This is a genomic window from Fluoribacter gormanii, from assembly GCF_900156395.1.
GTDB lineage: Bacteria > Pseudomonadota > Gammaproteobacteria > Legionellales > Legionellaceae > Legionella > Legionella gormanii.
In genome coordinates, this window is the sequence record NZ_FTNL01000003.1 from 145,671 (window position 1) to 170,060 (window position 24,390).

Below are 24,390 nucleotides of genomic sequence, written 5' to 3' on the forward strand. Positions count from 1 at the left end.
CATGCGTGATTTATTAGGTTATGGCCCTGAAGGAATAAGTCTCTCTTGGCCCAATAAAGCAAAAATTGCCATTAACTTTGTAATTAATTACGAAGAAGGAGCAGAATTAAGTCCCGCCAATGGCGATGTACAGGCAGAAATTAGTGGTGCAGATTTTCCTTTTATGCCCAAAGCCAAAGGACAACGAAATCTGAGTATGGAATCGTTTTATGAATATGGTAGTCGTGTAGGTATATGGCGTCTACTGCGTTTATTTGATCATTATAGAATTCCACTTACTTTTTTTGTTACTGGACAAGCATTGATACTTAATCCTTTATTTGCCGATTACCTGGCAAGCCAGAATCATGAAGTAGCGGGACATGGATGGCGCTGGATAAATTACACCAATGTGCCAAGAAGAATTGAAAAAAAGCATATACTTTTAACTATTGAAACTATAGAAAAACTAACTGGGCACAAGCCTAAAGGATGGTACACTGGTCGGCGAAGTGAAAATACTCGAGAATTATTATTTGAACTTGGAGGTTTTCTCTATGACTCGGACAGTTATGCCGATGAATTGCCTTATTATATTGAACAGCATTTAGTGATTCCCTACTCCCTTGATTGCAATGACTTCAGATTTACTATAACACCCGGTTTTTCAGAGGCTAGCCAATTTTACGCTCGATTAATAAATACATTTCATTATCTTTATCAGGAACAACGCCTGGCGATGATGACGATAGGATTACATCCACGCTTGAGTGGAAAACCAGATCGTTGTCTTGTGCTAAAACAATTTTTAGATCATGTAACTCAATATCAGGATGTTTGGATAGCAAGACGAATTGATATCGCTCAATTTTGGCTTAACGCCTTGCCCTGTAAATAACTAACTCAAACTCATCTTGTAGATATTTTTGTAGCCTTGATGAAGCAAAGCGAAACCCGGGTTTCAGCTCTTCGAACAAGCACCTAAGCCACATTAAAATGTTCTGTAGTTCATATAATTTGTAATACGTTAAATGAAATTGAAAATAGATAATCCCTGAATCATCACAAAACTTTGCTGAGCAATTTCTAAATTATATAATTCCTGTTTGAGTTCCGTTGCAGCAGCTAAAGGTTCTACTTCTTGCAAGCGCTTTAAAGTAATTTTACTTTGCTCAATTAAATCAGAATTTGCTATTTCAGCATGTTCTAACTGGTTTAAACGTGCCCCCAGATTTGCTCGGGCATCTAAGATAGCACCCAAAGCACTATCTATTTGTGCCAATATTTGATTATTCACAGTCATAGCCGCTGCCTTTTCTGTGGCAGTTGAATAAGGTTGATTTAAATTATCAATCATGTTTTGTATGGTAGCAAAAACTGATTCATTTTGAGATGGTGCAATTAAAAAAGCATCGCCAGCATTCGGCACTCCCGAAATAGCCATTTCCATTCCATTAAAACTAACAGTCATCCCTTCTTGGTATAAAGGGGCATCATCAGGTGAGCCTGTAGGAGGAATTACATTACCGCTTGATGCTCCAGATACCATGACGACCAGATTTCCCTGTGAGTTCAATGCAAAACTCATTGTGTAATTATCAGGTATATAAGCTGAAGGAGTAGTTACTGAACCAGTATTTAATGACGCAGTTCCCGTATTAGGTGTTCCTGTTTGTTTTATTGAAAAACTACCATTACCATTGGGTATACGCATAAAAAGATCGTCCCCGGGATCATTAATAGCAATTTGCAGGCTGCTTGCAACAAGCTGAAAGCGTTGAGTACTATCACCATTGTATACATATTGTCCCGAAGCATTGATTGAAAAAGGCACTGTAGAAGTCTGTCCGCCGCTGAACATATAATCGCCATTAATATCTTTTGTATTTGCATAATCAAGCAATTCTTTCAAAATGATATTCGACTCAATTGCTAATGCCTTACGATCCTTTTCAGATAATGTCGCATTACCCGCTTTAACTTGAATTTCTCGCAACCTTTGTAAACTGATGGTACAGTCATTTAAGATGGATTCTTCCATGCTCAGCGCACTACCAGCACTTTCACGATTTTTTTGCAAAAGTTCTGTAGTACTTATTTGTTGATTCATTAGTTCAATCTGTGCGAAAGCAATGGGGTCATCAGAAGAATAACGGACCCTCATAAAATTTTCCTCAAGTTGCTCTTGAAGCTTCGCTACTCGCTCTTGTTTAAGCAATAAACTGTTCAAACTGTTCTGATAAATTTGATTCGTTGAAATACGCATTTATCACCTCATTATTTGAAAAAGTAATTCCATCATTTGATTAGCAATTTCCATTAGCTTTCCCGCAGCTTCATAAGCTTGTTTGAATTGCAGTAAATTTTCCGCCTCTTCATCCAGATTAACACCACTTATACTTTCTTGATAATCCACGGATTGTTTATATAAAACTTGAAACGCATCAGCACGATTTTTAGCCTCATTGGTTTGGCTTCCTGTGTCAGAAAGTAAATCAGAATAAACATCAAAAATCGTTTCGTTGCCATTAGAAAAAATATTTTGTTGCTGAACTCCCGCTAAAAGTAAACCGTTGCGATTATCACCATACCCCCCTTGATTGTACTGAGCAGTAAACTGATCGCCAGTATTTGGAGCACCTGATAATTTAATAGAATAAGACGGATTGACGCTATCCGGAATCTGAATCACATTGTCTGTATTGGGAACAAAGGCGATTGGGCCAGTCGTAATCCCGTCTGTAACGTTAATTAAATTGAATTGCGTTGGGGAAATAAAATCTATGGTATATTGTTTTGTAACCTCGTTAGTATTTATAACAGAGCCTAAATCAATTTTTCCTTGTCCTGTATTGTTTATCGATGCACTGGTTTGTACCGGGGCAGCAAGCGCTAATTGACGGGGATCACTCATCAATAGCGAAAAATTCTCAGCAGCCCCACGTGTTGGCATAATTGTAAACGTATCGTTATCTACCAAATTAGCAATATTATCCACGGTAATGGTCATGCCATCGACAACAATTTGTCCTGCAGGAGGAGATGGTGGGTTACTGCTCCAATTTAGAGTTACTGCGGAACCATCAGAATCACGAATGAGTGCGAGCTGATTTGTTGCTGCATCAGTGACAACTAGTTGATAATCAGTTATTTTGGTTTGTGAGATATCAGTAATATTCACTGACAATACTCCGGATCCCGCATTTGTTGCTGCAGGAACCGAACGATTTAATTGCAAAGCCTGGCTGTTATAATCCGTAAAAATATTCTGTCCCAATTGATTATTCAAATCCATACCCAAGCGATTTTGAGCATTGAAGGTCTGTGCCAATCCGATCGCCATTTGCCCGATTATTTGACTGGACTTAGACAAAATATTTCGTTCATAATTCAATAAGCCACCTAATGTCCCACTGACCAATTGATTTGTAATATCTGTTTGCCCTGCACCTGAATCCAACGAAATATGAGTCCCTTGTGCCGTGAGTTGGTCATAACTCACAGACAAAGCTCTTTGAGTCGTTCCGATCACCAACATTTGACCACTGCCAATCCCCACATTCACCATCCCGCTATCCTGTTCTATTACAGTTAAATCGGAGAATTCAGACAAATCTTTAAGTAATTGATCTCGTTGATCCAGCAATTCGGGCGAGTTCGGCGAGTTCATTATTTGCTCGTTTACTGCAGCAAGATTGGCAGTTAGTTGATTGATTTTACCTGCTATTTCCTTGATCTGTGCTGTAGAATTTTCTTGATATTGATCAAGATTTTGTTGCAGGAATAAAAATTGACTTGCTAACAATTGACTTTGGCTCATGACAACATTTCGTGATGCCACACTGTCTGGCGCATTATTTAATTGTCCTAATGAGTCAAAAAAAGTCTGTAACGATGAAGAAAGGCTACTACCATCCTGAGAAAGCAATTTATTTATTTGTAGGGCTTGCTGATAAAATGTATCGTATTGGGATTTAACGCTTAATGTACTTCTTACTTGAGCATTGGCAAATTGATCGACATTGCGATAAACGTTATTAACAGCTACCCCTGTACCTATAAATGAGCCCGCATAGCTCCGTGAAGGGGTTGGAGTAAATTGAATACTTTGTCTTGAATAACCTCGAGTTTTGATATTTGCAATATTATTCCCAGTAACGCTTAATGCGTTTTGAAAAGCATTCATTCCTGAATAGGCAATACTTAGTATTGACATGGTTACTCACTCCCTCACTGCTATTAAGTTAAGGAAAAACAGTTGTTCCCGAGCGGGAACCCATTTCCAGCAAGGCGCGTTGCCAATTTAAGAATAGATTCCCTCCTTCGCGGGAATGACTAACTTCATGGCTTTAACTCGCACCCTGACCAATATTCAAAAGTCTTACACATCTCTTATTTAATACAGTACTCTTAAGATTATCGCTTTAATCATCATCTTTGTAAGCGACAATGTTTTTTTCAAACTTGCTGTGATAACTCACAGCGCTGGATCGCCTGATTTAATTCCTCACCATGATAAATTGATAAAATCTTTTCACCATACTTAGGATCAGTCGCATACCCTGCTTTATGTAACTCTTGAACATAAAGCTCCGGGTTTGCGGTACTAGCCAACGCATTTTGATATCGCTCGTTGTCTTTGATTAAAGAAATATAATCATTAAAACTATGTTCAGTTGATGAATATTTCCTGAATGATGCATTTACTTTAATAGGAGTATCTGCAATATATTCTGTGGTTTTAACATTAACAGAATCAAGCTCACTAGTACCCGATTTAATGTTGAATAAATTGTTACTACTGCTGCCATCAATATCCCTGGTAACAAACTTTCCCCATCCTGTTTCCAATGCCGCCTGTGCCATTAACACTTTAGGATCTAAACCAATAAGCGATGCGGCTTGCTTGGCTTGAGGCCAAATTGATTTGACGAAGTCATCAATTGTAGTTGTTGATGTATTTTGCTGTTTTTGGTTGGCTGGAGTAGCAGGTGGCGAAGGAGGAGGCTCCGATTTAGCAGGTGTCATTTTCGCTGGTTGTTCCGTTGTAGGTATATTATGCTCCATTTGTCGTGCAAGCATGTCTGCCAAACCAATGCTCTTGGAATTTGCGATAGTACTCGCATATTGAGCATCCAACATGTCCTGAAAGGTTTCTCGATCTTTACCTCTAAATGGACTGGACTCTTCAAGAAAGTGCTGTCCCATACGCATGCTTTTCAACATAGACTGTAAAAATATTCCTTCAAATTGCTTTGCCGCCTCAGGTAGCGCTTCTTTTGCATTATTTTGTGCTTGAACTTTGAGCTCATTTAATGCATTAAAATCACTGGTTGCAATTCCTTTTACAGTCATATGTATCCTTTATCTTGATGGATCAAATTCTTGATCTTCAGGATTTAAGAACAAACCAAACTCTTGCATAAGTTCTGACATGTTCCACTCTTATATCACAATTAAAGTAGCATTTAACGCACCGGCTTGTTGTAGTGCTTCAAGTATCGCAATCACATCAGCTGGTGTTGCGCCTACAGCATTAATACCTCTAACAATATCCTTTAATGTCACGCCTGGTGGCAAGACAAAAGCATGATTATTTTTCTGCTCAATCGATACTTGTGATTGTTGGGTAGAAACGGTTCGTCCATTTGCAAAGGCATTAGGTTGGCTTATCACTGGAGTTTCCGTCACACTAACCACCAAATTACCATGTGAAACTGCGGCAGATTTAACAATGACATTAGACGAAATAACTACCGTTCCTGTACGTGCATTAATAATAATTTTAGCGATTGCCTCTGCAGGTTTAAATTCTATATTTTCCAGCACTGAAACATAATCTACTCGCTGCGACATTTTTTTAGGTGCGGTAACCACGACTGATGCAGCATCCAAAGCTCTGGCAGTCCCTGGTCCCATCATTTCATTAATGGCATCGCTCATACGCTTTGCAGTTGTAAAATCAGGGGAATGTAAATTAAAGGTCAATTCTTTTGTAAAATAAAAAGGATTAGGGATATCCGCCTCGATTGTCGCACCATTAGGAATTCGTCCCCCGCTAGGAACATTTACAGTAACGCTTGTACCATCACTACCTGCGGCACTAACACCGGATACAATCACATTCCCCTGCGCTACTGCATAAACTCGTCCATCGGCCCCTTTTAATGGGGTCATTAACAAAGTTCCCCCTAATAAACTTTTTGAGTCACCAATCGACGAAATATTGACATCCATAGCTTGTCCCTTTTTCATAAAAGAAGACAAGCTAGCGGTCACCATAACTGCTGCCATATTTTTTGAATTAAGTTTGGTTCCTGGTTGTATGTTGACTCCTAATTGGGTCAGCATGTTGGCAAAAGTGTCTTCGGTATATCGAGTCCCGGTTTTATCTCCTGTACCATTTAAGCCAACAATCAAACCATAACCAATCAACTGGTTTGTGCGAACACCAGCAAGGGTTGCAATATCTTTAATCCGTTCTGCATAAACGTAATTTGATATCAGATTTATTATCAACATCCATGTAACTATCAGCAATCGCCGCATTACGATTCCTTAAATTATGCACTCTTATAAATGCAAATCCTGTCTTCTTTTTTACTCTAACCGGGTAAAACAAGGTTAATCATCTGAATATATTCATTCTGAATTTCTTCATCATTCAGATGATCAACCAGATTAGGTTGGGAACAATGGTCCCCACATAATTCGTGCCAGCCATCCTTGGGCATTAGTATTATTTACTTGTCCTGTACCGCCATACGCAATACGTGCATTGGCCAGGCGATCTGAGGTGATGGAATTGTCAGCGCGGACATCCTGAGGTCGAATAATTCCGGATACACGCACATACTCTTCACCTTGATCGATTTTAACCCATTTCTCACCTTGGACTACCATATTACCATTTGCCAACACTTCTGCTACGGTAACAGAAATACTTCCCGCCAACTTATTATTCTGTACAGCTTGGGCAGAACCATTGAACTGTCGCTGATTGTTTAGATCAAAGTCCATGCTGTAGCCATTACCAAAGGAAATTGGCCTTCCTAAAAAGAGTTTATTTTTAATTACATTCGTATCAGTTTTCATTTGTTGCAATGTCGCATTTTTTGATGCATTAGTACTTTCAACCAAGAATACCGTAATGATATCGCCAGGATGTCTCGCCCTTGGTGTCTCAAAAAGAGGTAACGCTGTTTCAGCACTATATATAGCACCCGATTCTTTCCTTAACTCCTTTGGATCAGGAGTTGTAGGATATGTAGGCGCATACTCAGGGTCTTTTCCACGTTGAGGTGGATTTAACAGTTCGCACCCGCTCAAAAGAATGGCAAGTGAGCTTACAACAAACAAATTAAATAATTTCATCGATGAAATCTTCTTAAACAGTTTGATTTAAGTATTGCAGCATGTTATCTACTGTCTGAATACCCTTTGCAGTAATCTCATAGCTTCTTTGGGCTTGAATCATATTGACTAACTCTTCAACTACATTCACATTAGATGCTTCCAGAGAGCCTTGCAATAAGGTACCAACACCTGATGTTCCCGGATTGTTCAATGTTGCTGCGCCACTTGAAGCAGTTTCTATAAAAAGGTTTTGTCCTATAGGTTGAAGTCCGGTGGGGTTGGTAAAATTAGCTAATTGGATGCTTCCAAGTACTGTTGGAGTATTACTTCCAACCACGGTAGCACTCACCACTCCGTCAGTACTAATGGTTACTCCCAATGTTTGGTTAGGAATATTTATCGCTGGTTGCAGCGGATATCCATTCATATCGACAAGCTGCCCCGTGCTATCCACTGTAAAAGTACCATCACGAGTATAAGCTTGCGTACCATCTGGCATTAGAATCGTAAAGAAACCTTGCCCTTGGATCATTAAATCATAAGGGTTGCGCGTATTTTGCACGATTCCTTGCTCAAATATTTTTTCTGTGGCTGCCAAATGAACCCCGGAACCTGCATTTATTCCTGTTGGAATTAAAGAGTTCTCTGAAGATTGGGCCCCAGCTTGACTTGAGTTTTGATAAAGTAAATCTTGAAATATTGCCCTATCTTTCTTGAATCCAGTGGTGTTGACGTTTGCTAAATTGTTAGCAATCGTAGCAATATTCTTTTCTTGTGCTTCCAAGCCTGATTTACTGACCCATAATGCTGGTTCCATGGAGATCCCTCCGCAATTATTCTTATTTATCGACTAAAATGGTAATCATACCTGCAATACTTGTGCCAATTTCTGGAGATTATCTTCAACTGTAGATATCACTTTCATATGAGAATCGTACTCACGCCCAGAAGTAATCATTTCTACCATTTGGTCAATGGCATTAACATTAGAGCCCTCAATCGCCCCGCTTTTAACTTTGACACTCCCATCAGCAGCTGTCGCTGCGCCGCCATTCTTTAATTGGAATAAACCTTCTGAGTTTTTAACAATGTTATTTTTATCCAGTGTAACTAACTTAATCCTATCGAGAATGACTGCACTTTTAGGATCACCGCCTAGGGGCACAACTGTAATCGTCCCATCCGCTCCTATATCAATTGATTGAGATGGAGGTATAGAAATGGGACCTCCATTACCTAAAACAGGATGCCCAGACGCCGTAGTTAATAAACCATTAACATCCAAGCGTAGGTTTCCAGCTTTAGTATATGCCTCTTTACCTTGACTATTGCCTACTGCAAACCAGCCATTGCCTTGAATCGCTATGTCTAAATTACGCCCTGTTGTCATAATCTCACCAGGGCTTAAATCAACTGTACTTGGATTTTGTATTGCAAAGGCTGGTCCACTATTAGATCCATTCATATTTGCATACAAAGTTTGTGCCTGATACATATCGGCTTTAAAACCAGGAGTATTCACATTCGCCAAATTATTGGCGATTATCTCCTGACGTTTAAAACCGATTCGTCCACCACCTGCAGCATTATATAAGATAGGATCCATAAGTTATCTCCTAACGCATATTAATAATTGTTTGGGTTATGGTATCACCAGCACGAATAGACTGTGCATTAGCCTGGAAATCACGTTGAGCACTAATCAAATCAACAAGTTCGCTGGTTAAGTCAACATTAGATTGCTCCAACATCGCTGATTTAATGGCGCCTAATCCTCCAGTTGTAGCAACACCAATTAAAGGTTGTCCTGAAGCTGAAGTTTCACCCCAGCACACATTTCCCATATTTTGCAAACCAGTAGGATCAGCAAAATTAGCCAATTGGATTTGTCCCATAGCCATAGACTGACCATTGGTATAAATTCCTAAAATAAGCCCTGAATCATCGATACTTAGGCTAGCCAAGCTTCCTGTTGTATATCCATTGGGGGCACTGGATTGAACAGAGAATGGACTGCCAAACTGTGTGCTGTCTGATAAATCAACATTTAAACTTAAAGGATTAGCACCATTATTCAAGTTTAGTGATAATGGGATCAGATTGTTAGCAATAGGCGCTCCTCCTGGGCTAGCAACTCCAGCAAAAGACCCATCCGAATTAAAGTTCACCTCGAACAAGTTTGTTGTATTATCTGTTCCTGCATTCGCTGGAACATTTTGGTTGTCAATTTGAAAAGCAACATACCATTGATTCTCTGTACCCGCTGGAGTTGAAGCATTAGGTTGCCCCGCAGCTGCTGCAGAATCTGCTTTGATAAAAAACATACTAAGCACATGCGAATTCCCCAAACTATCATAAATAGTCAATGCAGTGGGGTTATTATAAGAGCTGCTAAGTGGTGAAGCACCACCAACCCAATCAATTGCTGGAGGAGTACTTTGTGAATTTAAATTAACACCAGTTGTCACCATAGTACTTGCCTGTGGACTTATATTCTCGGTACTTATCTGTAAATTTCCAGACGTGCCAGTAATGTTTCCTTGGCTATCAGCAAGTAGTCCAGTAAGATATTGCCCATTAGCATTGGTAATATAATTTTGGTTATCTAAACTAAACTGCCCCGCACGCGTATATACAGCCCCACCGCCTGGATTGTTTAAAATAAAAAATCCTGAACCATTGACGGCAAGATCCAAACTGTTTGTGCTATTCGTTAAATTTCCTGATGCAAAGGATTGCTGAACTTGAGTCAACATTACGCCACCACCGATGGCAGTGCTGCCGGAACCAAAGCTCCCATAACCACCAAAAGCATAAATATCACCAAAATTAGCGCGAGACCCTTTAAATCCTATAGTTGAAGAGTTTGCAATATTATTACCTATAACGTCCAAGTTACTGGTTGCTGCTTGAAGTCCACTTAATGCTGCGTCAAAAATCATTTTAGCCTCCTGCTTTTTAAACTGAAATTTGTCTTACTTGATCCAATGATATAGGTCCAATTCCTGCCACATTCAATTTTAAGCCTTCTCCATTTTGACCAAGGCTTACACTATCAACATTTGCAGAGGTCATGGTTTTTAATGATACTTCCTGACCTCCATAAACAGCATGTACCTCAATTTTATATTTTCCTTCTTTAACTCGACTACTGTCGTTTCCTGTACCATCCCAATTAAACTGAAAAAATCCGGGTGAAGGTTGGCCTAAAGGAATCGTTTTTATAAGTTCACCGGATTCTGAGTAAATAGACGCATTCAAATTGCTAAGACCAGGCGGTATATCCACCGCGGCCTTTGTATCTCCTTCGACTCCCAGTTGGAGCGCATTACTATTTACCAAAACCTTACGCCCAACTAAAGCTGAAGCTTGTAGAGCCTGATTTGATTGCAAAGAAGTTGCCATTTGTTGCAATGATTCTTGCATTTTAGCAACTCCATCATTAGTACTAAACTGAGCTAATTGTGAGAGAAACTCACCATTCACCTGTGGTTGCATGGGATCCTGATTTTGAATTTGAGCCACCATTAAGCGCAAGAAATCCTGTTGTCCCAAACTTTTCTTTGCTGTAGCGTCAATCTGATTAAATGATGCATTGGATGCATTAGTTCCATTAACTGAATTTGTTGACATTCCCTATCCTCCCTTACTCACCTAGCCTTAAGGTCCTTTGTAAAAGTTGTTTTGTTGTATTGAGCAATTCAACATCCATTTGATATGACCTTGATGCAGAAATCACATTCGCCATTTCTTCAACATAATTCACATTCGGTGTATAAACAAATCCATTTTTATCTGCCTGAGGATTATCAGGAGCATAATGTTTTATAGGATCTAAATTACTTTCATAAGTCCCTTTAAGTTGAACTCCTCCAGATATTTGTTCTCCCATCCATTGATTTGCGTGTTCCTGTACTGCTTTGAATATAGGATATTTGGCTTTATACACCTCGTCAGCATTACCTGTTTCTACGTTAGCATTACTCATATTTTCAGCACTCGTTGTCAAACGAGCTGTTTCAGCTGTCAAAGCCGAACCTGCAATATTAAAAATTGCACTTAATGTCATTGCTATTCCCCTTTCAGCGCAAGCATCATGGATTTGATTTTATTATCAAGAAAGCTCAAACTGGCTTGATAATTTAGCGAATTTCGTGCAAATTCGGTGGTTTCCAAATCTTTATCCACCGTATTTCCATCTAAAGACATTTGAGAAGTAACCCGATATTTTAAATTTGCTGCAAAATCTGCATTTGTATCGATATGATTCGGAGAGGTAACTTCCATCTTTTGCGCACCGCCAGCCATACTGGCTGCCAAAAACTCATTGAAATCGACATCTTGAGCCTTATAATTGGGTGTATTTACATTCGCCAGATTATTCGCCAACTGCGAGGCTCTATGATCGCGAGCGACTAAAGCTTTAGCATGTATTCCAAAATATGAATCCAAATCTAACGCCATATATCCTCCTTTTAAAGTCAGTACAACAGAAATGCAAACATTGTGCCAATTTCAAATAAGTGAGAAAATAAGCGAGATATAACCTGGGGAGGCTCAACCATGTCAAAAAACCATACTCTTCCTGAAAACGCTATAGAACAAGTAAAAAACTATCTATTACAGTTACAAAATACAATTTGCTTGCGACTTGAAGATCTTGATGGTCAAGCCCGATTTATTGAAGACTCCTGGAAACGCCCCTCAGGTGGTGGCGGAATTACTCGTGTTTTGACAAAAGGTTCGGTCTTTGCAAAAGCAGGTGTCAATTTTTCTCATGTATCGGGAGCTCATCTTCCTGCTTCAGCCACCGCACATCGCCCCGAATTAGCAGGCAGAAATTTTAATGCGCTCGGTGTATCATTAGTCATTCATCCAGATAATCCCTATGTACCTACATCGCATGCAAATGTCCGCTTTTTTCTTGCAGAAAAAGATGGCGCAGAGCCTGTTTGGTGGTTTGGTGGTGGATTTGATTTAACGCCCTATTACGGATTCGAAGAAGATTGCAAACATTGGCATCAAACTGCCTTGCGTGCCTGCAAGCCCTTTGGCCAAACGATTTACCCTAAATTCAAACAATGGTGTGATGACTATTTTTTCATTAAACATCGAAATGAGGCGCGTGGAATTGGCGGCTTATTTTTTGATGATTATAATGACATAAGCTTCGAGCATAGTTTTGCGCTGATGCAAAGCATAGGTGATCACTATATAGAGGCTTATGCTCCAATCGTATCACGTCGCAAATCCCATCCTTTTGGTGAAAGAGAAAAAGCCTTCCAAAATTACCGAAGAGGTCGCTATGTTGAATTCAATCTAGTCTATGACCGCGGGACTTTATTCGGCCTACAATCGAATGGCAGAACAGAATCAATTTTAATGTCCTTACCTCCCGAAGTTACTTGGGAATATAATTGGCAACCAGATACAAATAGTGCAGAAGCAAAACTTTACACTGATTTTCTGCCTCCACGTGATTGGTTAGCATCACAATTAGTTTGTAGCTAGATACTAAATAACCTGGGGTTCGGCTTCGCCGCACCCAGGCTACACTTTAACCTATTGTTTTACTGGCAAAACCACTCTCTTTAAATAAATCCGGGCTAACAATGCAACAACAGCATTTAATAAACTCAAAATTAAAAAAATTTGGGGAATTTCAGAACTAAAATGCAATAAACCAATAACCATAAAGGTCCCTGCAACCATAAACAAAGAATTATAAATATTATTGGTGGCAATAACTCGAGCTCTGCCATTAGGCGGACTCGCAACCTGTAAATAGGTATACAGAGGAACTAAAAATAAGCCTGAACTAAAAGCCAACATGAATAAATCAAAAGCAATACGCCAATGGGCTAAACGAGTAAAAAAATTACTTAAAGAAAAAAGTAATCCTTGTTCAGTTGCAGGAGTAGCCCAATACAAATCCATAGAAAAACAGGTAAAGGCGAACATAGCCCAAGGGACCATAGGCAAGTTAATTCGACCTTGAAAAATAAGGTTAACTGTCACTGAACCACATGCAATTCCTACTGAGAATATTGCAAGAAATAATGCGAAAACAGCATTATTTGCCCCTAAAACATAATTCGTATAATCAGGCAGTTTGGTTAGGATTACTGTCCCTAATAACCAAAACCAGGATAAAATCAAAATAGATAATAAAATACCGAAATGCTCTGTCGCCTGCTTCAACATCTTATAGGTGACTCGCCAAATCTGAGCATCAATTTTTATCTTTTCAGATGAAGATGGGGCTCTGGGTATAAATAGACTTGAAGTTAATCCAGCGAGTGCAACAAGTACCGTCAAAAAAACAGCCATGTACGGTTTTGAGTTATTCATTCCTATGGATAGAGAACCCATAGTAGTTCCCAATAAAATAGCTATAAAAGTACTCGCATCAATTAAACCTGTCGCACCTAATAAATCCTTTTTGGGTAAATGATCCGGTAGAATGGCATATTTTATTGGTCCAAAAAATGTTGAATGTACTCCTAAACCAGTCAAAGTGAACATCATCAGGAAAATATTGCCCCAATATAGAGCAAAGCTACCGATAATCATTAAAAATACTTCAAATACCTTGATAACTCGGGTCACTAAAGCTTTATCGTATTTATCTGCCAATTGCCCGGAAGTAGCTGAAAGAAGAAAAAACGGTGTTATGAATAAAGCTCCTGCTATTGCCTGGTAAAACTCAGACTGAGCTTGGTCATGTGTTAAATGATAACTAATCAAAGTAAGCATTGCTAATTTGAAGGCATTATCGTTGAACGCACCAAAAAATTGAGTCAGAAAAAAAGGCAAAAATCTACGTTCTCTTAAAAGGTAAAAAGCACCAGTGCCCATGGGCAAAACTCCATTGATAAATATGTATAACCGTTCATGTACCACTAAAATGTGATCCTACACTGAACGGTTAAATAATTCTGCATATAATATCAATAAAAAACTTGTAAGTCTGATCGGCTTGGTTTTAACGCTGAAGGGAGCAGATGATTATGCTTTAATATCAACTCTTCAAGCTTATCATGAGTCTCTGCCTCGCGAATGAGCAGGGATAGACCGGTCGTTGAAATTCTATTATCTGATAAATCTACATATTTTAAATTAATATTTGATTTTAATGCTTGCGAAATATATTCAGCCCCTGCATCACCAATTTTGTTGCTCTTGATATTAAGATGCGTCAAAGATTGTGATTTGGTAATCATGGAAGCAATCACTTTGGCGCATTCTTCATTCAAGTTATTGTATGATAGATCCAAAATTTTTAATGAGGGATGTCTCAACACAAAATGATGCAATGCATTCATTCCAACCAAGCTAAAATCATTACAGCTTAATACCAACTCGTTTAAGTCTGTATTCGTTTCTAGTGCCTCTAACAAACACTGAACTCCAGTATCACGTAACCAGTTTAATGATAAATCCAAAACACTTATTTTTTTATTTTTTAGAAAGGAGAAAAAGTGAGCGGGAACTTTTTCCCCTATCCAATTATCTACAAATCTGATTGTATTCAGTTTTTTATTAGGTAAGGAATCAAATAAATAAGTGAGGTGTTCCGTATCAATATGGTTCGAATAGAAAGAAACCTCACTCACTTTAGACGATAGCCTCAGAATGTCGTGGAGTGCACTATAATCTTTATCATCCAAAGTAGAATGCACAATACTAATTCTTTTTATTGATTTGCATTGTCTTGAACCTTTTGATTGCAAATAGTTTTTAAGATGTGGAAGCGCCAAATGATGTTGTAGCTGAAAAAGCTCTATCGCTTCTAATGTTCCATGCTCATGTTTTAGTCGAATCGTCATATCACATCCTCTGTAAATTGATCACTCATTAAGTGTAGATGATATTTTTCTTCTGGATATAACGAGGTATAAAATTTTAAATTTTAATTAGATACCCCATAAAACATGGTTCATTTTTATGGGAATATCCATTCTTTTGGAATAATTAAATTTGCGTTACCAAACGGGTCAATACATTTCCAGGACCCACCTCAATAAAAACCGTTTCACCTTGATTTTTCAGATAACGGATCGTTTCAGTCCACCGAACAGGATGAGAAATTTGCTTCACCAAATTGTCTTTAATCATATTATCGCTATAGGGCTCTGCTGTAACATTAGCAATCACTTGAGTCTGAAGTGGAGAGAATTCAAACGGTGCAATAAATTTTGCAAATTCATTAGCAGCGGCTTGCATATAACGAGAATGGAATGCGCCACTGACTTTTAATGGAACGCACATCAATGCTTCATTGGCAAGCAATTCATTAGCCTTGGCAATGTCCTCAGCAAGTCCTGAAAGAACGATTTGTTTGGGTGAATTAAAATTGGCAAAATCTATAGAATCCAGTCCATTGACTCTCAATAAAAATTTAATGCGATCTTCTGGTAAATTAATTACTGCCAACATGCCCCCACCACTTGCTTGAGCCATCAATTCACCACGTTTTTGCACCAGTTTTAAGCCTGTAACAAAGTCAAATGCACCAGCAGCAAATAAGGCAGCATACTCGCCTAAACTATGCCCTATGAGATATTGTGGTGCAGGCTCTTCAGCAGTTCTTGCTAAAAAAGAAAGTGCTTCAATTATATATAATGCAGGTTGAGTATATTCAGTCTTACCCAGTTGTTGATTTGGGTCATCCAGGCATAACTCCTTAATGGAATACCCCAAAATTTCATCAGCCTGTTTTATTTGCTCGGGGAAATGCGAAAATAATTCGATCCCCATACCTTTTGCTTGAGATCCTTGTCCAGGAAACATATAGATTGTCATAGATACTCCTTTTCCGATACGAACATTCTAAATAAACCACTCATGATAAATAGAAGCGCAAATAATGTCATTAAGTAAATTAAATAAAGGAAATAATGAAATCATGCTATTAGGTGATGAACATTAATCTGGGTTATTCCTTATCCTGAATAGATAATGTTTCGCCAAATAATTGACTGGATCAATTTTAGGATGAAGAAAATCTCCATTTCGATCTCGAATCATTCCGAGTTTTTCCATAACGCGTTGAGAACGTAAATTATCCGGTACAGTAAAAGCAACCACTTCTTTTAGTTTTAGTGTCTTAAATGCATAGTTCAAAACAGCTTGAGCTCCCTCTGTTGCATAACCTTTACCCCAAAATGAGGATGCCAAACGCCAACCGATTTCCACACATGGTGTAAAATGTGCTTCCCAGACCGGACTGTTTAAACCAATAAACCCCATAAATTGATGCGTCGATTTTTCTTCTACAGCCCACAAGGTATAACTTTTCTCAGCAAGCTGTGCATTCATTCGCGCAATAAACGAAGTAACCATATCCATGGTCCAAAAATTAGCAATGTACTCCATTACCTTTGGATCTTGGTTCATGGAAAAAAATGGAGCGATATCATCATCACTCCATGCTCTTAATAAAAGTCTTGGTGTCTCAAGAGTATTCATGGTAAATAAATTGTCCCTTCCATATAAAGATGGCTTGTTCCATAAAGAAAGACTCGTCCTTCTTTTACTTCGCACGTCAATTTACCCTGGCGGTTACCACCTTGCATGGCATCAATATGCGATGTATTCAATTGTTCACACCAATAAGGTGCAATAACGCAATGAGCAGAACCAGTCACAGGATCTTCTGGAACATTACATCCTGGATAAAAACATCGCGAATATACATCAGAGTTTTTTCCTGGTGCGGTTAAAATAAGTCCTCTGTAGTCCAAACGAGCAACGGCATCCAAATCGGGTTCTGCCATTTTTACGTCATTTTCATTCTCATAAACAAACATTAAATCAAACTGACTTTTTAAGACCTTGTGCGGTTTTTTTAAATTTAACTGCTGTAACTCTGGTGACAGCTCAATTGAATGATAGGGCAACGCTGGGAAGTCCATCATCATCCCATTTTCATTTTTACGAACAATAAGTACTCCACTTTTACAATTAAATTTTATTTCTGATCCTTTAAAATTTAATTGTTCAAAAATAACATGAGCACTGGCAAGGGTTGCATGGCCACATAAAGCAACTTCTTCATTTGGCGTGAACCATCTTATGTAATATCCATCTCCTTCAGGAACAAAAAAAGCTGTTTCTGATAAATTATTTTCTGAAGCAATATTTTGCATTTCCTTATCAGTTAACCAATCATCTAACGGACAAACTGCTGCAGGATTGCCTTCAAAAAGAGCAGATGCAAATGCATCTACTTGATACATGGACAAACGTTTCATAAAAATCCCTTAAAGTAAAAAATAAACAAACGATAGGGATATATGAAGATGTTTTAGAAGAATTCAAGATCTAGATTGGTTTTTTTATGATATTTAGATAATAGAAATCTTTGACTAACTGCCACATCCTTAAATTTGCAGGATCAAGCCCAGTAAAATGCTTTTTCCAAAACAAAAGTTCCTAGTTTGTAGCCATAATCAAAAAGTTCATTGCATGAGAAGTAAACCCAGGTTACGGCAAATCCTTAGCCCAGGTTAAACTTAACACGCAGCGATAGCTGAGAATATGTTATGCGTTACTCTACTGTTCGTTAATCAGTGTAACGTCTTGTGCTTTCAACCCTTTAGGTCCTTTATCAAGCACAAAGGATACTGGATCATTTTCATGGAGGGTTTTAAATCCTACACCTTGGATATCTTTATAATGAACAAAAATATCGTCACCATTTTCATTAATGATAAATCCAAATCCTTTTTTCTCATTGAACCATTTTACATGGCCCGTTTCTCTTTGCGACATTAGCTATCCCCTTTGTCTTAAGCTTTACTATCCAACCATTACAGATGTTTATTTTTAGCGCAAAAATATCTACTATTAAAACGCTGAGTTATAATAAACATTCACTATACGTAAGAAATGTTTCCTTACATATAGATTAGCATAGCAGTTTTTTATTGATTGTTAAGAATTTTTTAAAAAAAACAATATCTTTATCTTATTTTTTTCTATTGGAAATACATAATGAATCAGATGAAATCAGCTTTTATAAAATTAGCACTTGATTGCCAAGTATTAAAATTTGGTGAGTTTACTTTAAAGTCCGGCCGTGTCAGTCCTTATTTTTTTAATGCGGGATTATTTTATCAAGGAGACGCATTACGGAAATTAGGACAATTTTATGCAAGGACTCTACTTGAGCATCAAGTTCAATTCGAACATCTATTTGGGCCTGCTTATAAAGGTTTACCTCTTGCTACCGCAACAGCTATAGCTTTGGCTGAATTAGGAAAAGACACGACCGTTACTTTTAACCGTAAAGAAGTAAAAGATCATGGTGAAGGTGGTCAATTAATCGGTGCCCCCTTGTCCGGAAAAACCATCGTTGTTGATGATGTTATTACTGCAGGTACTGCTTTTAGAGAATCACAGGCTTTGATTAAGGAACATGGCGGCCAATTAACTGGGGTTATTATCGCTCTGGATCGATGTGAACGTGGATTAACTAAGCAATCAGCATTAACTGAAATCAAAGCACAAGGAATTGATGTCTATTCAATTATCACCCTATTTGATTTAATCGATTACTTAAAAAGTACACATCAAAACGAATACGTTAAAAAGCTTGAGGATTATCAATCTGTATATGGTTGTTAATCGACACATCTGCAACATTTTCAACTCATAGCCCAGATACTTCTTAATCATTAGGACTCGCCCCTCTTCCATTGTGTGGAGAGGGGATTTTTTTAACTTATGAGTCAGGCTATAAATTTATACTTTAATATAAATCCTTTACCTGCATTTCCCCATTGACAGGATTAAAAATAGTCATTAATATTGTTTCAATGTTCTAACACGCTAATACATTAACATGAAAACACATACTACAGTAAAACATTCTGCACTGCCTGATTTAATGCATGCTATCAGCATGATTGAGAACAAAGATGAAGCATTGCAATTTTTTACCGATTTATGCACGCCAGCAGAGCTCGAAGCAATGGCAGACCGGTGGCAAGTTGTTCCTTTATTGAGAGAAGGGATACCCTACCGCACTATTCATGAGCAAACGGGCGTTAGTGTGACCACAATAACTCGTGTAGCGCGCTGTTTGAGTTTTGGTACTGGCGGTTATGAACTAATCGCAAAAAGAACGGAGTTATCGTGAAAAATCGTTTACGTTTAGCATTACAAAAAAAGGGGCGGTTATCAGAGGAGTCTTTGAATCTTTTACAACGCTGCGGGTTAAAGTTTCGTATAAAGCCAAACAGTCTGCTCACGCATGTAGATAACTTTCCCATAGATTTACTTTTTGTACGCGATGATGACATCCCTGTTTTAGTATTTGATGGTTTATGTGATGGCGGTATCGTTGGTGAAAACGTATTATTAGAGGCCTCTCTTTCCAATCCACACAAAAGATACAAAATAGCCGCAACCTTAGGTACGTGCACCTGTCGCTTATCTATTGCTGTTCCTGAATCTATGGATTATCAAGGACCAGGAAGTCTCGATGGAAAAAGAATTGCTACCAGCTATCCCAATTTACTGAATCAATATTTACGTGATAAAAAAATATGTGCTGAAAGTCTTGTATTATCCGGCTCAATTGAGGTTGCCCCACGCATGGGCATGGCTGATGCAATTTGTGATCTAGTCTCAAGTGGCCAAACTTTAGAAGACAACAAACTCAATGAAGTCGATACAGTACTTTTAAGCCAGGCCGTATTGATTCAAACCGATCTAAAGTATTCCAACATGTTTCAAGACTTATTTGACATGCTTGCGCGAAGAATTCAGGCAGTACAACAAGCTCAGGAACGAAAATATATTGTTTTTCATGCCCCAAAATCTGCCCTCGAAGCAATTGCTGATAAGCTGCCTGGAGCTGAATCGCCCACAATTCTACCTTTGCCAGGAAATATGGATAAAGTAGCCGTTCACGTTGTTTCCAGTGAGCGAGTATTTTGGAACACCCTAGAAACCATCCAAAGCCTAGGTGCCAGTTCTATATTGGTTTTACCCATAGAAAAAATGTTGGAGTAGTATGATGTTATCGATTAAAAGTTGGCAAACCCTGTCTCAAGCTGAAAAAAATCTCTATTTAACGCGACCCGTGCAAACCTCATCAGTAAAAAACAGGGTACACGATATTATCAAACAAGTTCGAACACTTGGAGATCAAGCCTTATTTGCATTGACAGAACAGTTCGATGGTGCTTGTTTGAAAAGCCTGGAAATCCCAAAGAACAAAATTGAAAACGCATGCATCAGTAAACAATCACTTACTGCCATTAATGAGGCAATAAAAACCATAACCACTTACCATCAGGCACTTTTACCGGAAAACAAAAATATATGCACCGCACAAGGAGTAAATATTTATAGCACCTATAGACCCATACAACGTGTCGGTTTATATGTACCTGGTGGCAACAAAACTCCTTTGGTTTCTTCATTGTTAATGCAAGCCATACCTGCAGAGGTTGCAGGATGCCCCATAAAAATATTATGTACTCCTCCGGATGCATCAGGCTCCATTAATGAACATTTACTTGTGGCCGCACGATTATGTGGGATAGACACCATTTATGCACTCGGGGGAGCTCAAGCAATTGCTGCTATGGCATATGGAACTGAAACGGTTACTAAAGTCGATAAGATTTTTGGACCAGGAAACAATTATGTCACAGAAGCAAAAACTCAGGTTGCCTCCGATCCATATGGTGCAGCTATAGATATGCCTGCAGGACCTTCCGAAGTGATGATCCTTGCAGACAATCAAGCAAATCCAGCATTTGTTGCTGCGGATCTACTCGCCCAAGCAGAACATGGAGTCGACTCACAAGTGATTTTGATATGCGACACAATTCAGTTTGCAGAACAAGTAAATCAATACCTGAAAGCTCAATTTAGTCGCTTATCAAGAGCGCCAATAATCAAACAATCTCTGGCAAACAGCTTGATTATTGCATGTGCAGATCAAACGGAACAATTAAATATGGTCAACATCTATGCGCCTGAACATTTAATTATAAATCGCGAGGATGCAGAAGATTTGCTCGATAAAATTTATAGTGTAGGCACTGTATTTCTTGGTTCCTGGGCTGCTGAAACTCTTGGCGATTATGTAACTGGATCGAATCATGTGCTACCAACAAACGGTTATGCCAAAAATCATAATGGCTTAAGCACACTCGATTTCCTAACTCGCTTTAATGTGCAATCGATTAGTGAAGAAGGAATTAAAACATTAGGACCTGCGGCAATAGCATTGGCACAAATTGAAGGTTTGGATGCGCATGCACAGGCTGTAGCCATTAGGTTGAACTCATTGGAGAATTAAATGTCTGTACTTAATTTAATACGCCCTGAATTGTTAAACACCCAATCTTATGTTCATAATGGTGCTCCTAAATACCGATTACATGCAAATGAGCTTCCTTGGTCTGCATTAAATATGGATATTGATTTAAATTTTTACCCAGAAAAAAACCAGCTAGACCAGTTACAAGAACAAATGGCAATTCGTTATCAAGTTGATACAAATCAAATTGTATTAACTCGAGGATCAGATGATGGTATTGATTTAATTACTCGTTTATTTTTAAGCGCTGGTCAGGATGCATGTATGCAATTCTCTCCTACCTTTTCCATGTATGCATTTTATGCGTATTTACAACACGCGCAACTTATTGAATGCCCTACAGATCCTCGAAACCATTTCAAACCGTCATTATTAGACGTTAAAAATAGTTGGCAAAAAAATTGTAAGCTCATTTTTGTGTGTAATCCTAATAATCCTACCGCGAACTTAATCAATCTGGATTTTATTGCGACTCTTTGTGATGAATATAAAAACCGTTCCATTATTGTTGTTGATGAGGCGTATATCGAATTTGCTCAAGCTCAAAGTGCTACTTCTCTCATTCCCCAATTCGATAATTTAATTGTTTTACGTACTCTTTCTAAGGCTTACGGGCTAGCTAATCTTCGTTTAGGAATCATTTTAGCGCAAGCAAATGTAATCCAGGCCTTTAATAAAATTATGCCTCCCTTCCCTCTTTCCAGCGTAGTGATTGATTTGGCGCTACGCGCATTGGAAAAGCCTGAATGGTTTATTCAGACGATTCGCACAATTAAAGAATCTCGAGCAAAGTTAGTGCAGGAGTTGCAAGCTTGCCCTGCAATTGGAAAAGTCTATCCGACTGAAACAAACTTCATTCTTGTTCAAACCGACTATGCCATTGAATTAACTTCCTGGCTTGCCAATCAAGGCATAGCAATCAAAAGCTTTTTAACTAATTCATTGCTACAGAAGCATTTACGGATCACCGTTGGTGATGAGTCGCAAAATCAGCTTTTGCTGCGCGCTTTATCTTCTTTTCAAAACAATGTTTTAGGATGTTAAAATGCAAAAAATCTTATTTATTGATCGTGATGGCACTTTAATTGAAGAACCCTTTGATTTTCAAGTAGATTCTTTGGATAAAATCAAGCTCACACCCCATGTGATACCTTCATTACTGCAATTACAAAAAGAAGGATTCCGCTTTATTATGGTGAGCAACCAAAATGGAATAGGAACCCCTTCTTTTCCTGAAGATGATTTTATGATTTGTCATGAATTTACTCTTGATCTGTTCTCTTCACAGGGAATATTTTTTGAGGAAATTTTCATTTGTCCTCACATGCCCGAAGAAAATTGTTTGTGTCGAAAACCCAAAACAGGATTGGTGGATCAATTTCTAAAAGAACGAGTAATTAATAACTCATGTTCCTGGGTTATCGGTGACAGAGAAACTGATCGACAATTTGCCGATAGTCTGGGTATTAAATTTCTACCAATTTCTCAACAACATGGATGGGTTCAGGTTACCCAAACAATACTCAATCAAAAAAGGACTGCAGTGATTCAAAGGAAAACAAAAGAGACTGATATTAACCTGACTTTAATTTTGGATATGGATCAAAACAGTGTAATAAGCACACCTTTGCCATTTTTTAACCACATGCTGGAGCAAGTAGCCAAGCATGGTGGATTTAATCTTGAATTATGTGCCAATGGTGATGTGGAAGTTGATGATCATCATTTGATTGAAGATACCGCCATCGCTTTAGGAGAAGGCCTGAAAAAAGCACTTGGTGACAAATGGGGTATTAACCGTTATGGCTTCACCTTACCAATGGATGAGGCTTTAGCATCTGTCGCTATCGATATCAGTGGAAGAGGTTTTTGCGAGTTCAAAGGTCAATTTACCCGGGAGTTTGTTGGAGGTATGGCAACCGAAATGGTACCTCATTTCTTTAATTCATTAGCTACCGCACTTGGCGCAACCATTCACATCGAAGTTAAAGGTCAAAATCATCACCATATGATTGAAGCCTGTTTCAAATCATTAGGTAGAGCGCTAGGGCAAGCCTGCATGAAGACAAACAATGCCCTACCATCGACCAAGGGGGTATTATGATTGCCATTATTGATGTGAGTGGCACAAATCTAACCTCTTTAGTTAATGCATTAAAAAGGTTGGGATTTAATTATCAATTAACGCACGATGCGAAGGTAATTAATAAAGCAAGCCGCGTGATTCTACCAGGGGTAGGCACTGCAGCTTACGGAATGAATGCTTTGCGCCAGTATGACTTAATCGATGTAATTACCTCACTTGAGCAACCTCTGTTGGGGATTTGTCTCGGTATGCAATTATTGTTTGAACACAGCGAAGAGAATGATATTCGTTGTCTGGGCATGATTCCCGGAACAATACAACGTCTTCCTCGACAGAAAAATTACCCTGTGCCTCACATGGGTTGGAATCAGTTGCAATGGTGCAAAGAGACATTCTTACAAAAAGGATTAAAGGAACAAGATTATGTTTATTTCGTTCATAGTTATGCCCTTGGTGAGAGTATGTATGCTTTGGCTTATTGTGAATACAGTGAGCCATTCACCGCAATAATTCAAAAAAATAATATTTGGGGAATGCAATTTCATCCGGAAAAATCTGCAGAAACCGGAATGAGGTTACTAAACAATTTTTGTAGCTATTCAGATTAGCTTAGACTGAATCGTCA

At 38.5% G+C, this 24,390-nt stretch carries 26 protein-coding genes; 9 read left to right on the forward strand and 17 right to left on the reverse strand.

Features of this window, described 5'->3' with window-relative positions:
• Position 1 precedes the first annotated feature (1 nt).
• Positions 2-877, forward strand: a complete 876-nt coding sequence (locus BW930_RS03360; RefSeq protein WP_058469148.1) for a polysaccharide deacetylase family protein — start codon at positions 2-4, stop codon at positions 875-877.
• Positions 878-1,006: 129 nt separating this feature from the next.
• Here the strand turns inward: BW930_RS03360 and flgL are convergent, their stop codons facing one another.
• The 11 genes from flgL to flgB all read right to left on the reverse strand — a co-directional run bounded on the left by flgL (position 1,007) and on the right by flgB (position 11,799).
• The gene (gene flgL / locus BW930_RS03365; RefSeq protein WP_058469149.1) at positions 1,007-2,245 is read right to left on the reverse strand and encodes a flagellar hook-associated protein FlgL; all 1,239 of its coding nucleotides are present in this window, start codon (positions 2,243-2,245) and stop codon (positions 1,007-1,009) included.
• 3 nt (positions 2,246-2,248) lie between these two features.
• Positions 2,249-4,195, reverse strand: coding sequence for a flagellar hook-associated protein FlgK (flgK, locus tag BW930_RS03370; RefSeq protein WP_058469150.1), 1,947 nt, complete (start codon positions 4,193-4,195; stop codon positions 2,249-2,251).
• A 242-nt stretch (positions 4,196-4,437) separates the two neighbouring features.
• A complete protein-coding gene (gene flgJ / locus BW930_RS03375) occupies positions 4,438-5,334 on the reverse strand; it encodes a flagellar assembly peptidoglycan hydrolase FlgJ (protein WP_058469151.1) in 897 nt (298 codons plus the stop codon).
• Between the two features lie 90 nt (positions 5,335-5,424).
• The gene (locus BW930_RS03380) at positions 5,425-6,528 is read right to left on the reverse strand and encodes a flagellar basal body P-ring protein FlgI (RefSeq protein ID WP_058469152.1); all 1,104 of its coding nucleotides are present in this window, start codon (positions 6,526-6,528) and stop codon (positions 5,425-5,427) included.
• A gap of 132 nt (positions 6,529-6,660) precedes the next feature.
• A complete protein-coding gene (locus BW930_RS03385) occupies positions 6,661-7,353 on the reverse strand; it encodes a flagellar basal body L-ring protein FlgH (RefSeq protein WP_058469153.1) in 693 nt (230 codons plus the stop codon).
• Between the two features lie 13 nt (positions 7,354-7,366).
• Positions 7,367-8,152: a flagellar basal-body rod protein FlgG gene (gene flgG, locus BW930_RS03390; protein ID WP_058469154.1), complete on the reverse strand. Its 786-nt coding sequence runs from the start codon at positions 8,150-8,152 to the stop codon at positions 7,367-7,369.
• Positions 8,153-8,197: 45 nt separating this feature from the next.
• The gene (gene flgF, locus BW930_RS03395) at positions 8,198-8,941 is read right to left on the reverse strand and encodes a flagellar basal-body rod protein FlgF (RefSeq protein WP_058469155.1); all 744 of its coding nucleotides are present in this window, start codon (positions 8,939-8,941) and stop codon (positions 8,198-8,200) included.
• 10 nt (positions 8,942-8,951) lie between these two features.
• Positions 8,952-10,277 (reverse strand): flagellar hook protein FlgE, encoded by a 1,326-nt coding sequence (flgE, locus tag BW930_RS03400; RefSeq protein ID WP_058469156.1) that lies wholly within the window; start codon positions 10,275-10,277, stop codon positions 8,952-8,954.
• A 16-nt stretch (positions 10,278-10,293) separates the two neighbouring features.
• Complete coding sequence (locus tag BW930_RS03405; protein WP_058469157.1) at positions 10,294-10,968, reverse strand: flagellar hook assembly protein FlgD; 675 nt, start codon at positions 10,966-10,968, stop codon at positions 10,294-10,296.
• 13 nt (positions 10,969-10,981) lie between these two features.
• Positions 10,982-11,404 carry a flagellar basal body rod protein FlgC gene (gene flgC / locus BW930_RS03410; protein ID WP_058469158.1) on the reverse strand — a complete coding sequence of 141 codons (423 nt, stop codon included), beginning with the start codon at positions 11,402-11,404 and terminating at the stop codon, positions 10,982-10,984.
• 2 nt (positions 11,405-11,406) lie between these two features.
• The gene (gene flgB, locus BW930_RS03415; protein WP_058469159.1) at positions 11,407-11,799 is read right to left on the reverse strand and encodes a flagellar basal body rod protein FlgB; all 393 of its coding nucleotides are present in this window, start codon (positions 11,797-11,799) and stop codon (positions 11,407-11,409) included.
• 99 nt (positions 11,800-11,898) lie between these two features.
• Here flgB and hemF point away from each other — a divergent pair, with 99 nt between their 5' ends.
• Positions 11,899-12,846 carry an oxygen-dependent coproporphyrinogen oxidase gene (hemF, locus tag BW930_RS03420; protein WP_058469160.1) on the forward strand — a complete coding sequence of 316 codons (948 nt, stop codon included), beginning with the start codon at positions 11,899-11,901 and terminating at the stop codon, positions 12,844-12,846.
• Between the two features lie 51 nt (positions 12,847-12,897).
• Here the strand turns inward: hemF and BW930_RS03425 are convergent, their stop codons facing one another.
• The 6 genes from BW930_RS03425 to BW930_RS03450 all read right to left on the reverse strand — a co-directional run bounded on the left by BW930_RS03425 (position 12,898) and on the right by BW930_RS03450 (position 18,111).
• Positions 12,898-14,193, reverse strand: coding sequence for an MFS transporter (locus BW930_RS03425; RefSeq protein WP_058469161.1), 1,296 nt, complete (start codon positions 14,191-14,193; stop codon positions 12,898-12,900).
• Between the two features lie 92 nt (positions 14,194-14,285).
• Positions 14,286-15,164: a leucine-rich repeat domain-containing protein gene (locus tag BW930_RS03430; RefSeq protein WP_058469162.1), complete on the reverse strand. Its 879-nt coding sequence runs from the start codon at positions 15,162-15,164 to the stop codon at positions 14,286-14,288.
• Positions 15,165-15,309: 145 nt separating this feature from the next.
• The gene (gene fabD, locus BW930_RS03435) at positions 15,310-16,140 is read right to left on the reverse strand and encodes an ACP S-malonyltransferase (protein ID WP_058469163.1); all 831 of its coding nucleotides are present in this window, start codon (positions 16,138-16,140) and stop codon (positions 15,310-15,312) included.
• Positions 16,141-16,263: 123 nt separating this feature from the next.
• The gene (locus BW930_RS03440) at positions 16,264-16,806 is read right to left on the reverse strand and encodes a GNAT family N-acetyltransferase (protein ID WP_076547473.1); all 543 of its coding nucleotides are present in this window, start codon (positions 16,804-16,806) and stop codon (positions 16,264-16,266) included.
• A complete protein-coding gene (locus tag BW930_RS03445) occupies positions 16,803-17,591 on the reverse strand; it encodes a PhzF family phenazine biosynthesis protein (RefSeq protein WP_058469164.1) in 789 nt (262 codons plus the stop codon). Before BW930_RS03445 ends, BW930_RS03440 begins: the two co-directional genes overlap by 4 nt.
• Positions 17,592-17,892: 301 nt before the next feature.
• Entirely contained in the window at positions 17,893-18,111 is a 219-nt protein-coding gene (locus tag BW930_RS03450) for a cold-shock protein (RefSeq protein WP_058469165.1), read from the reverse strand.
• 222 nt (positions 18,112-18,333) lie between these two features.
• On the opposite strand from BW930_RS03450, the gene pyrE reads away from it, so the two are divergent.
• The 7 genes from pyrE (at position 18,334) to hisH (ending at position 24,373) form a co-directional block, all read left to right on the forward strand.
• Positions 18,334-18,966 carry an orotate phosphoribosyltransferase gene (gene pyrE / locus BW930_RS03455; protein WP_058469166.1) on the forward strand — a complete coding sequence of 211 codons (633 nt, stop codon included), beginning with the start codon at positions 18,334-18,336 and terminating at the stop codon, positions 18,964-18,966.
• Between the two features lie 217 nt (positions 18,967-19,183).
• Positions 19,184-19,480: a YerC/YecD family TrpR-related protein gene (locus BW930_RS03460; protein ID WP_058469167.1), complete on the forward strand. Its 297-nt coding sequence runs from the start codon at positions 19,184-19,186 to the stop codon at positions 19,478-19,480.
• Positions 19,477-20,358, forward strand: a complete 882-nt coding sequence (hisG, locus tag BW930_RS03465) for an ATP phosphoribosyltransferase (protein WP_058469168.1) — start codon at positions 19,477-19,479, stop codon at positions 20,356-20,358. The genes BW930_RS03460 and hisG overlap by 4 nt, the downstream gene beginning before the upstream one ends.
• Before the next feature lie 4 nt (positions 20,359-20,362).
• Positions 20,363-21,658 carry a histidinol dehydrogenase gene (hisD, locus tag BW930_RS03470; protein ID WP_058469206.1) on the forward strand — a complete coding sequence of 432 codons (1,296 nt, stop codon included), beginning with the start codon at positions 20,363-20,365 and terminating at the stop codon, positions 21,656-21,658.
• The gene (gene hisC, locus BW930_RS03475) at positions 21,659-22,723 is read left to right on the forward strand and encodes a histidinol-phosphate transaminase (protein WP_058469169.1); all 1,065 of its coding nucleotides are present in this window, start codon (positions 21,659-21,661) and stop codon (positions 22,721-22,723) included.
• A 1-nt stretch (position 22,724) separates the two neighbouring features.
• Positions 22,725-23,783, forward strand: coding sequence for a bifunctional histidinol-phosphatase/imidazoleglycerol-phosphate dehydratase HisB (hisB, locus tag BW930_RS03480; protein ID WP_058469170.1), 1,059 nt, complete (start codon positions 22,725-22,727; stop codon positions 23,781-23,783).
• Positions 23,780-24,373, forward strand: coding sequence for an imidazole glycerol phosphate synthase subunit HisH (gene hisH / locus BW930_RS03485; RefSeq protein WP_058469171.1), 594 nt, complete (start codon positions 23,780-23,782; stop codon positions 24,371-24,373). The genes hisB and hisH overlap by 4 nt, the downstream gene beginning before the upstream one ends.
• Positions 24,374-24,390: the final 17 nt, after the last annotated feature.

Excerpts from the sequence above, each read along its gene's own strand:
- BW930_RS03380 (WP_058469152.1), bottom strand. The coding sequence starts at position 6,528 with ATGCGGCGATTGCTGATAGTTACATGGATGTTGATAATAAATCTGATA.
- BW930_RS03460 (WP_058469167.1), top strand. The coding sequence starts at position 19,184 with ATGAAAACACATACTACAGTAAAACATTCTGCACTGCCTGATTTAATG.
- flgF (WP_058469155.1), bottom strand. The coding sequence starts at position 8,941 with ATGGATCCTATCTTATATAATGCTGCAGGTGGTGGACGAATCGGTTTT.
- hisB (WP_058469170.1), top strand. The coding sequence starts at position 22,725 with ATGCAAAAAATCTTATTTATTGATCGTGATGGCACTTTAATTGAAGAA.
- flgL (WP_058469149.1), bottom strand. The coding sequence starts at position 2,245 with ATGCGTATTTCAACGAATCAAATTTATCAGAACAGTTTGAACAGTTTA.
- BW930_RS03405 (WP_058469157.1), bottom strand. The coding sequence starts at position 10,968 with ATGTCAACAAATTCAGTTAATGGAACTAATGCATCCAATGCATCATTT.
- fabD (WP_058469163.1), bottom strand. The coding sequence starts at position 16,140 with ATGACAATCTATATGTTTCCTGGACAAGGATCTCAAGCAAAAGGTATG.
- hisD (WP_058469206.1), top strand. The coding sequence starts at position 20,363 with ATGTTATCGATTAAAAGTTGGCAAACCCTGTCTCAAGCTGAAAAAAAT.
- BW930_RS03385 (WP_058469153.1), bottom strand. The coding sequence starts at position 7,353 with ATGAAATTATTTAATTTGTTTGTTGTAAGCTCACTTGCCATTCTTTTG.
- BW930_RS03440 (WP_076547473.1), bottom strand. The coding sequence starts at position 16,806 with ATGAATACTCTTGAGACACCAAGACTTTTATTAAGAGCATGGAGTGAT.
- flgJ (WP_058469151.1), bottom strand. The coding sequence starts at position 5,334 with ATGACTGTAAAAGGAATTGCAACCAGTGATTTTAATGCATTAAATGAG.
- flgK (WP_058469150.1), bottom strand. The coding sequence starts at position 4,195 with ATGTCAATACTAAGTATTGCCTATTCAGGAATGAATGCTTTTCAAAAC.
- hemF (WP_058469160.1), top strand. The coding sequence starts at position 11,899 with ATGTCAAAAAACCATACTCTTCCTGAAAACGCTATAGAACAAGTAAAA.
- BW930_RS03450 (WP_058469165.1), bottom strand. The coding sequence starts at position 18,111 with ATGTCGCAAAGAGAAACGGGCCATGTAAAATGGTTCAATGAGAAAAAA.
- BW930_RS03425 (WP_058469161.1), bottom strand. The coding sequence starts at position 14,193 with ATGGGCACTGGTGCTTTTTACCTTTTAAGAGAACGTAGATTTTTGCCT.
- BW930_RS03445 (WP_058469164.1), bottom strand. The coding sequence starts at position 17,591 with ATGAAACGTTTGTCCATGTATCAAGTAGATGCATTTGCATCTGCTCTT.
- flgE (WP_058469156.1), bottom strand. The coding sequence starts at position 10,277 with ATGATTTTTGACGCAGCATTAAGTGGACTTCAAGCAGCAACCAGTAAC.
- flgG (WP_058469154.1), bottom strand. The coding sequence starts at position 8,152 with ATGGAACCAGCATTATGGGTCAGTAAATCAGGCTTGGAAGCACAAGAA.
- flgB (WP_058469159.1), bottom strand. The coding sequence starts at position 11,799 with ATGGCGTTAGATTTGGATTCATATTTTGGAATACATGCTAAAGCTTTA.
- BW930_RS03360 (WP_058469148.1), top strand. The coding sequence starts at position 2 with ATGCGTGATTTATTAGGTTATGGCCCTGAAGGAATAAGTCTCTCTTGG.
- hisH (WP_058469171.1), top strand. The coding sequence starts at position 23,780 with ATGATTGCCATTATTGATGTGAGTGGCACAAATCTAACCTCTTTAGTT.
- pyrE (WP_058469166.1), top strand. The coding sequence starts at position 18,334 with ATGAATCAGATGAAATCAGCTTTTATAAAATTAGCACTTGATTGCCAA.
- hisC (WP_058469169.1), top strand. The coding sequence starts at position 21,659 with ATGTCTGTACTTAATTTAATACGCCCTGAATTGTTAAACACCCAATCT.
- flgC (WP_058469158.1), bottom strand. The coding sequence starts at position 11,404 with ATGACATTAAGTGCAATTTTTAATATTGCAGGTTCGGCTTTGACAGCT.
- BW930_RS03430 (WP_058469162.1), bottom strand. The coding sequence starts at position 15,164 with ATGACGATTCGACTAAAACATGAGCATGGAACATTAGAAGCGATAGAG.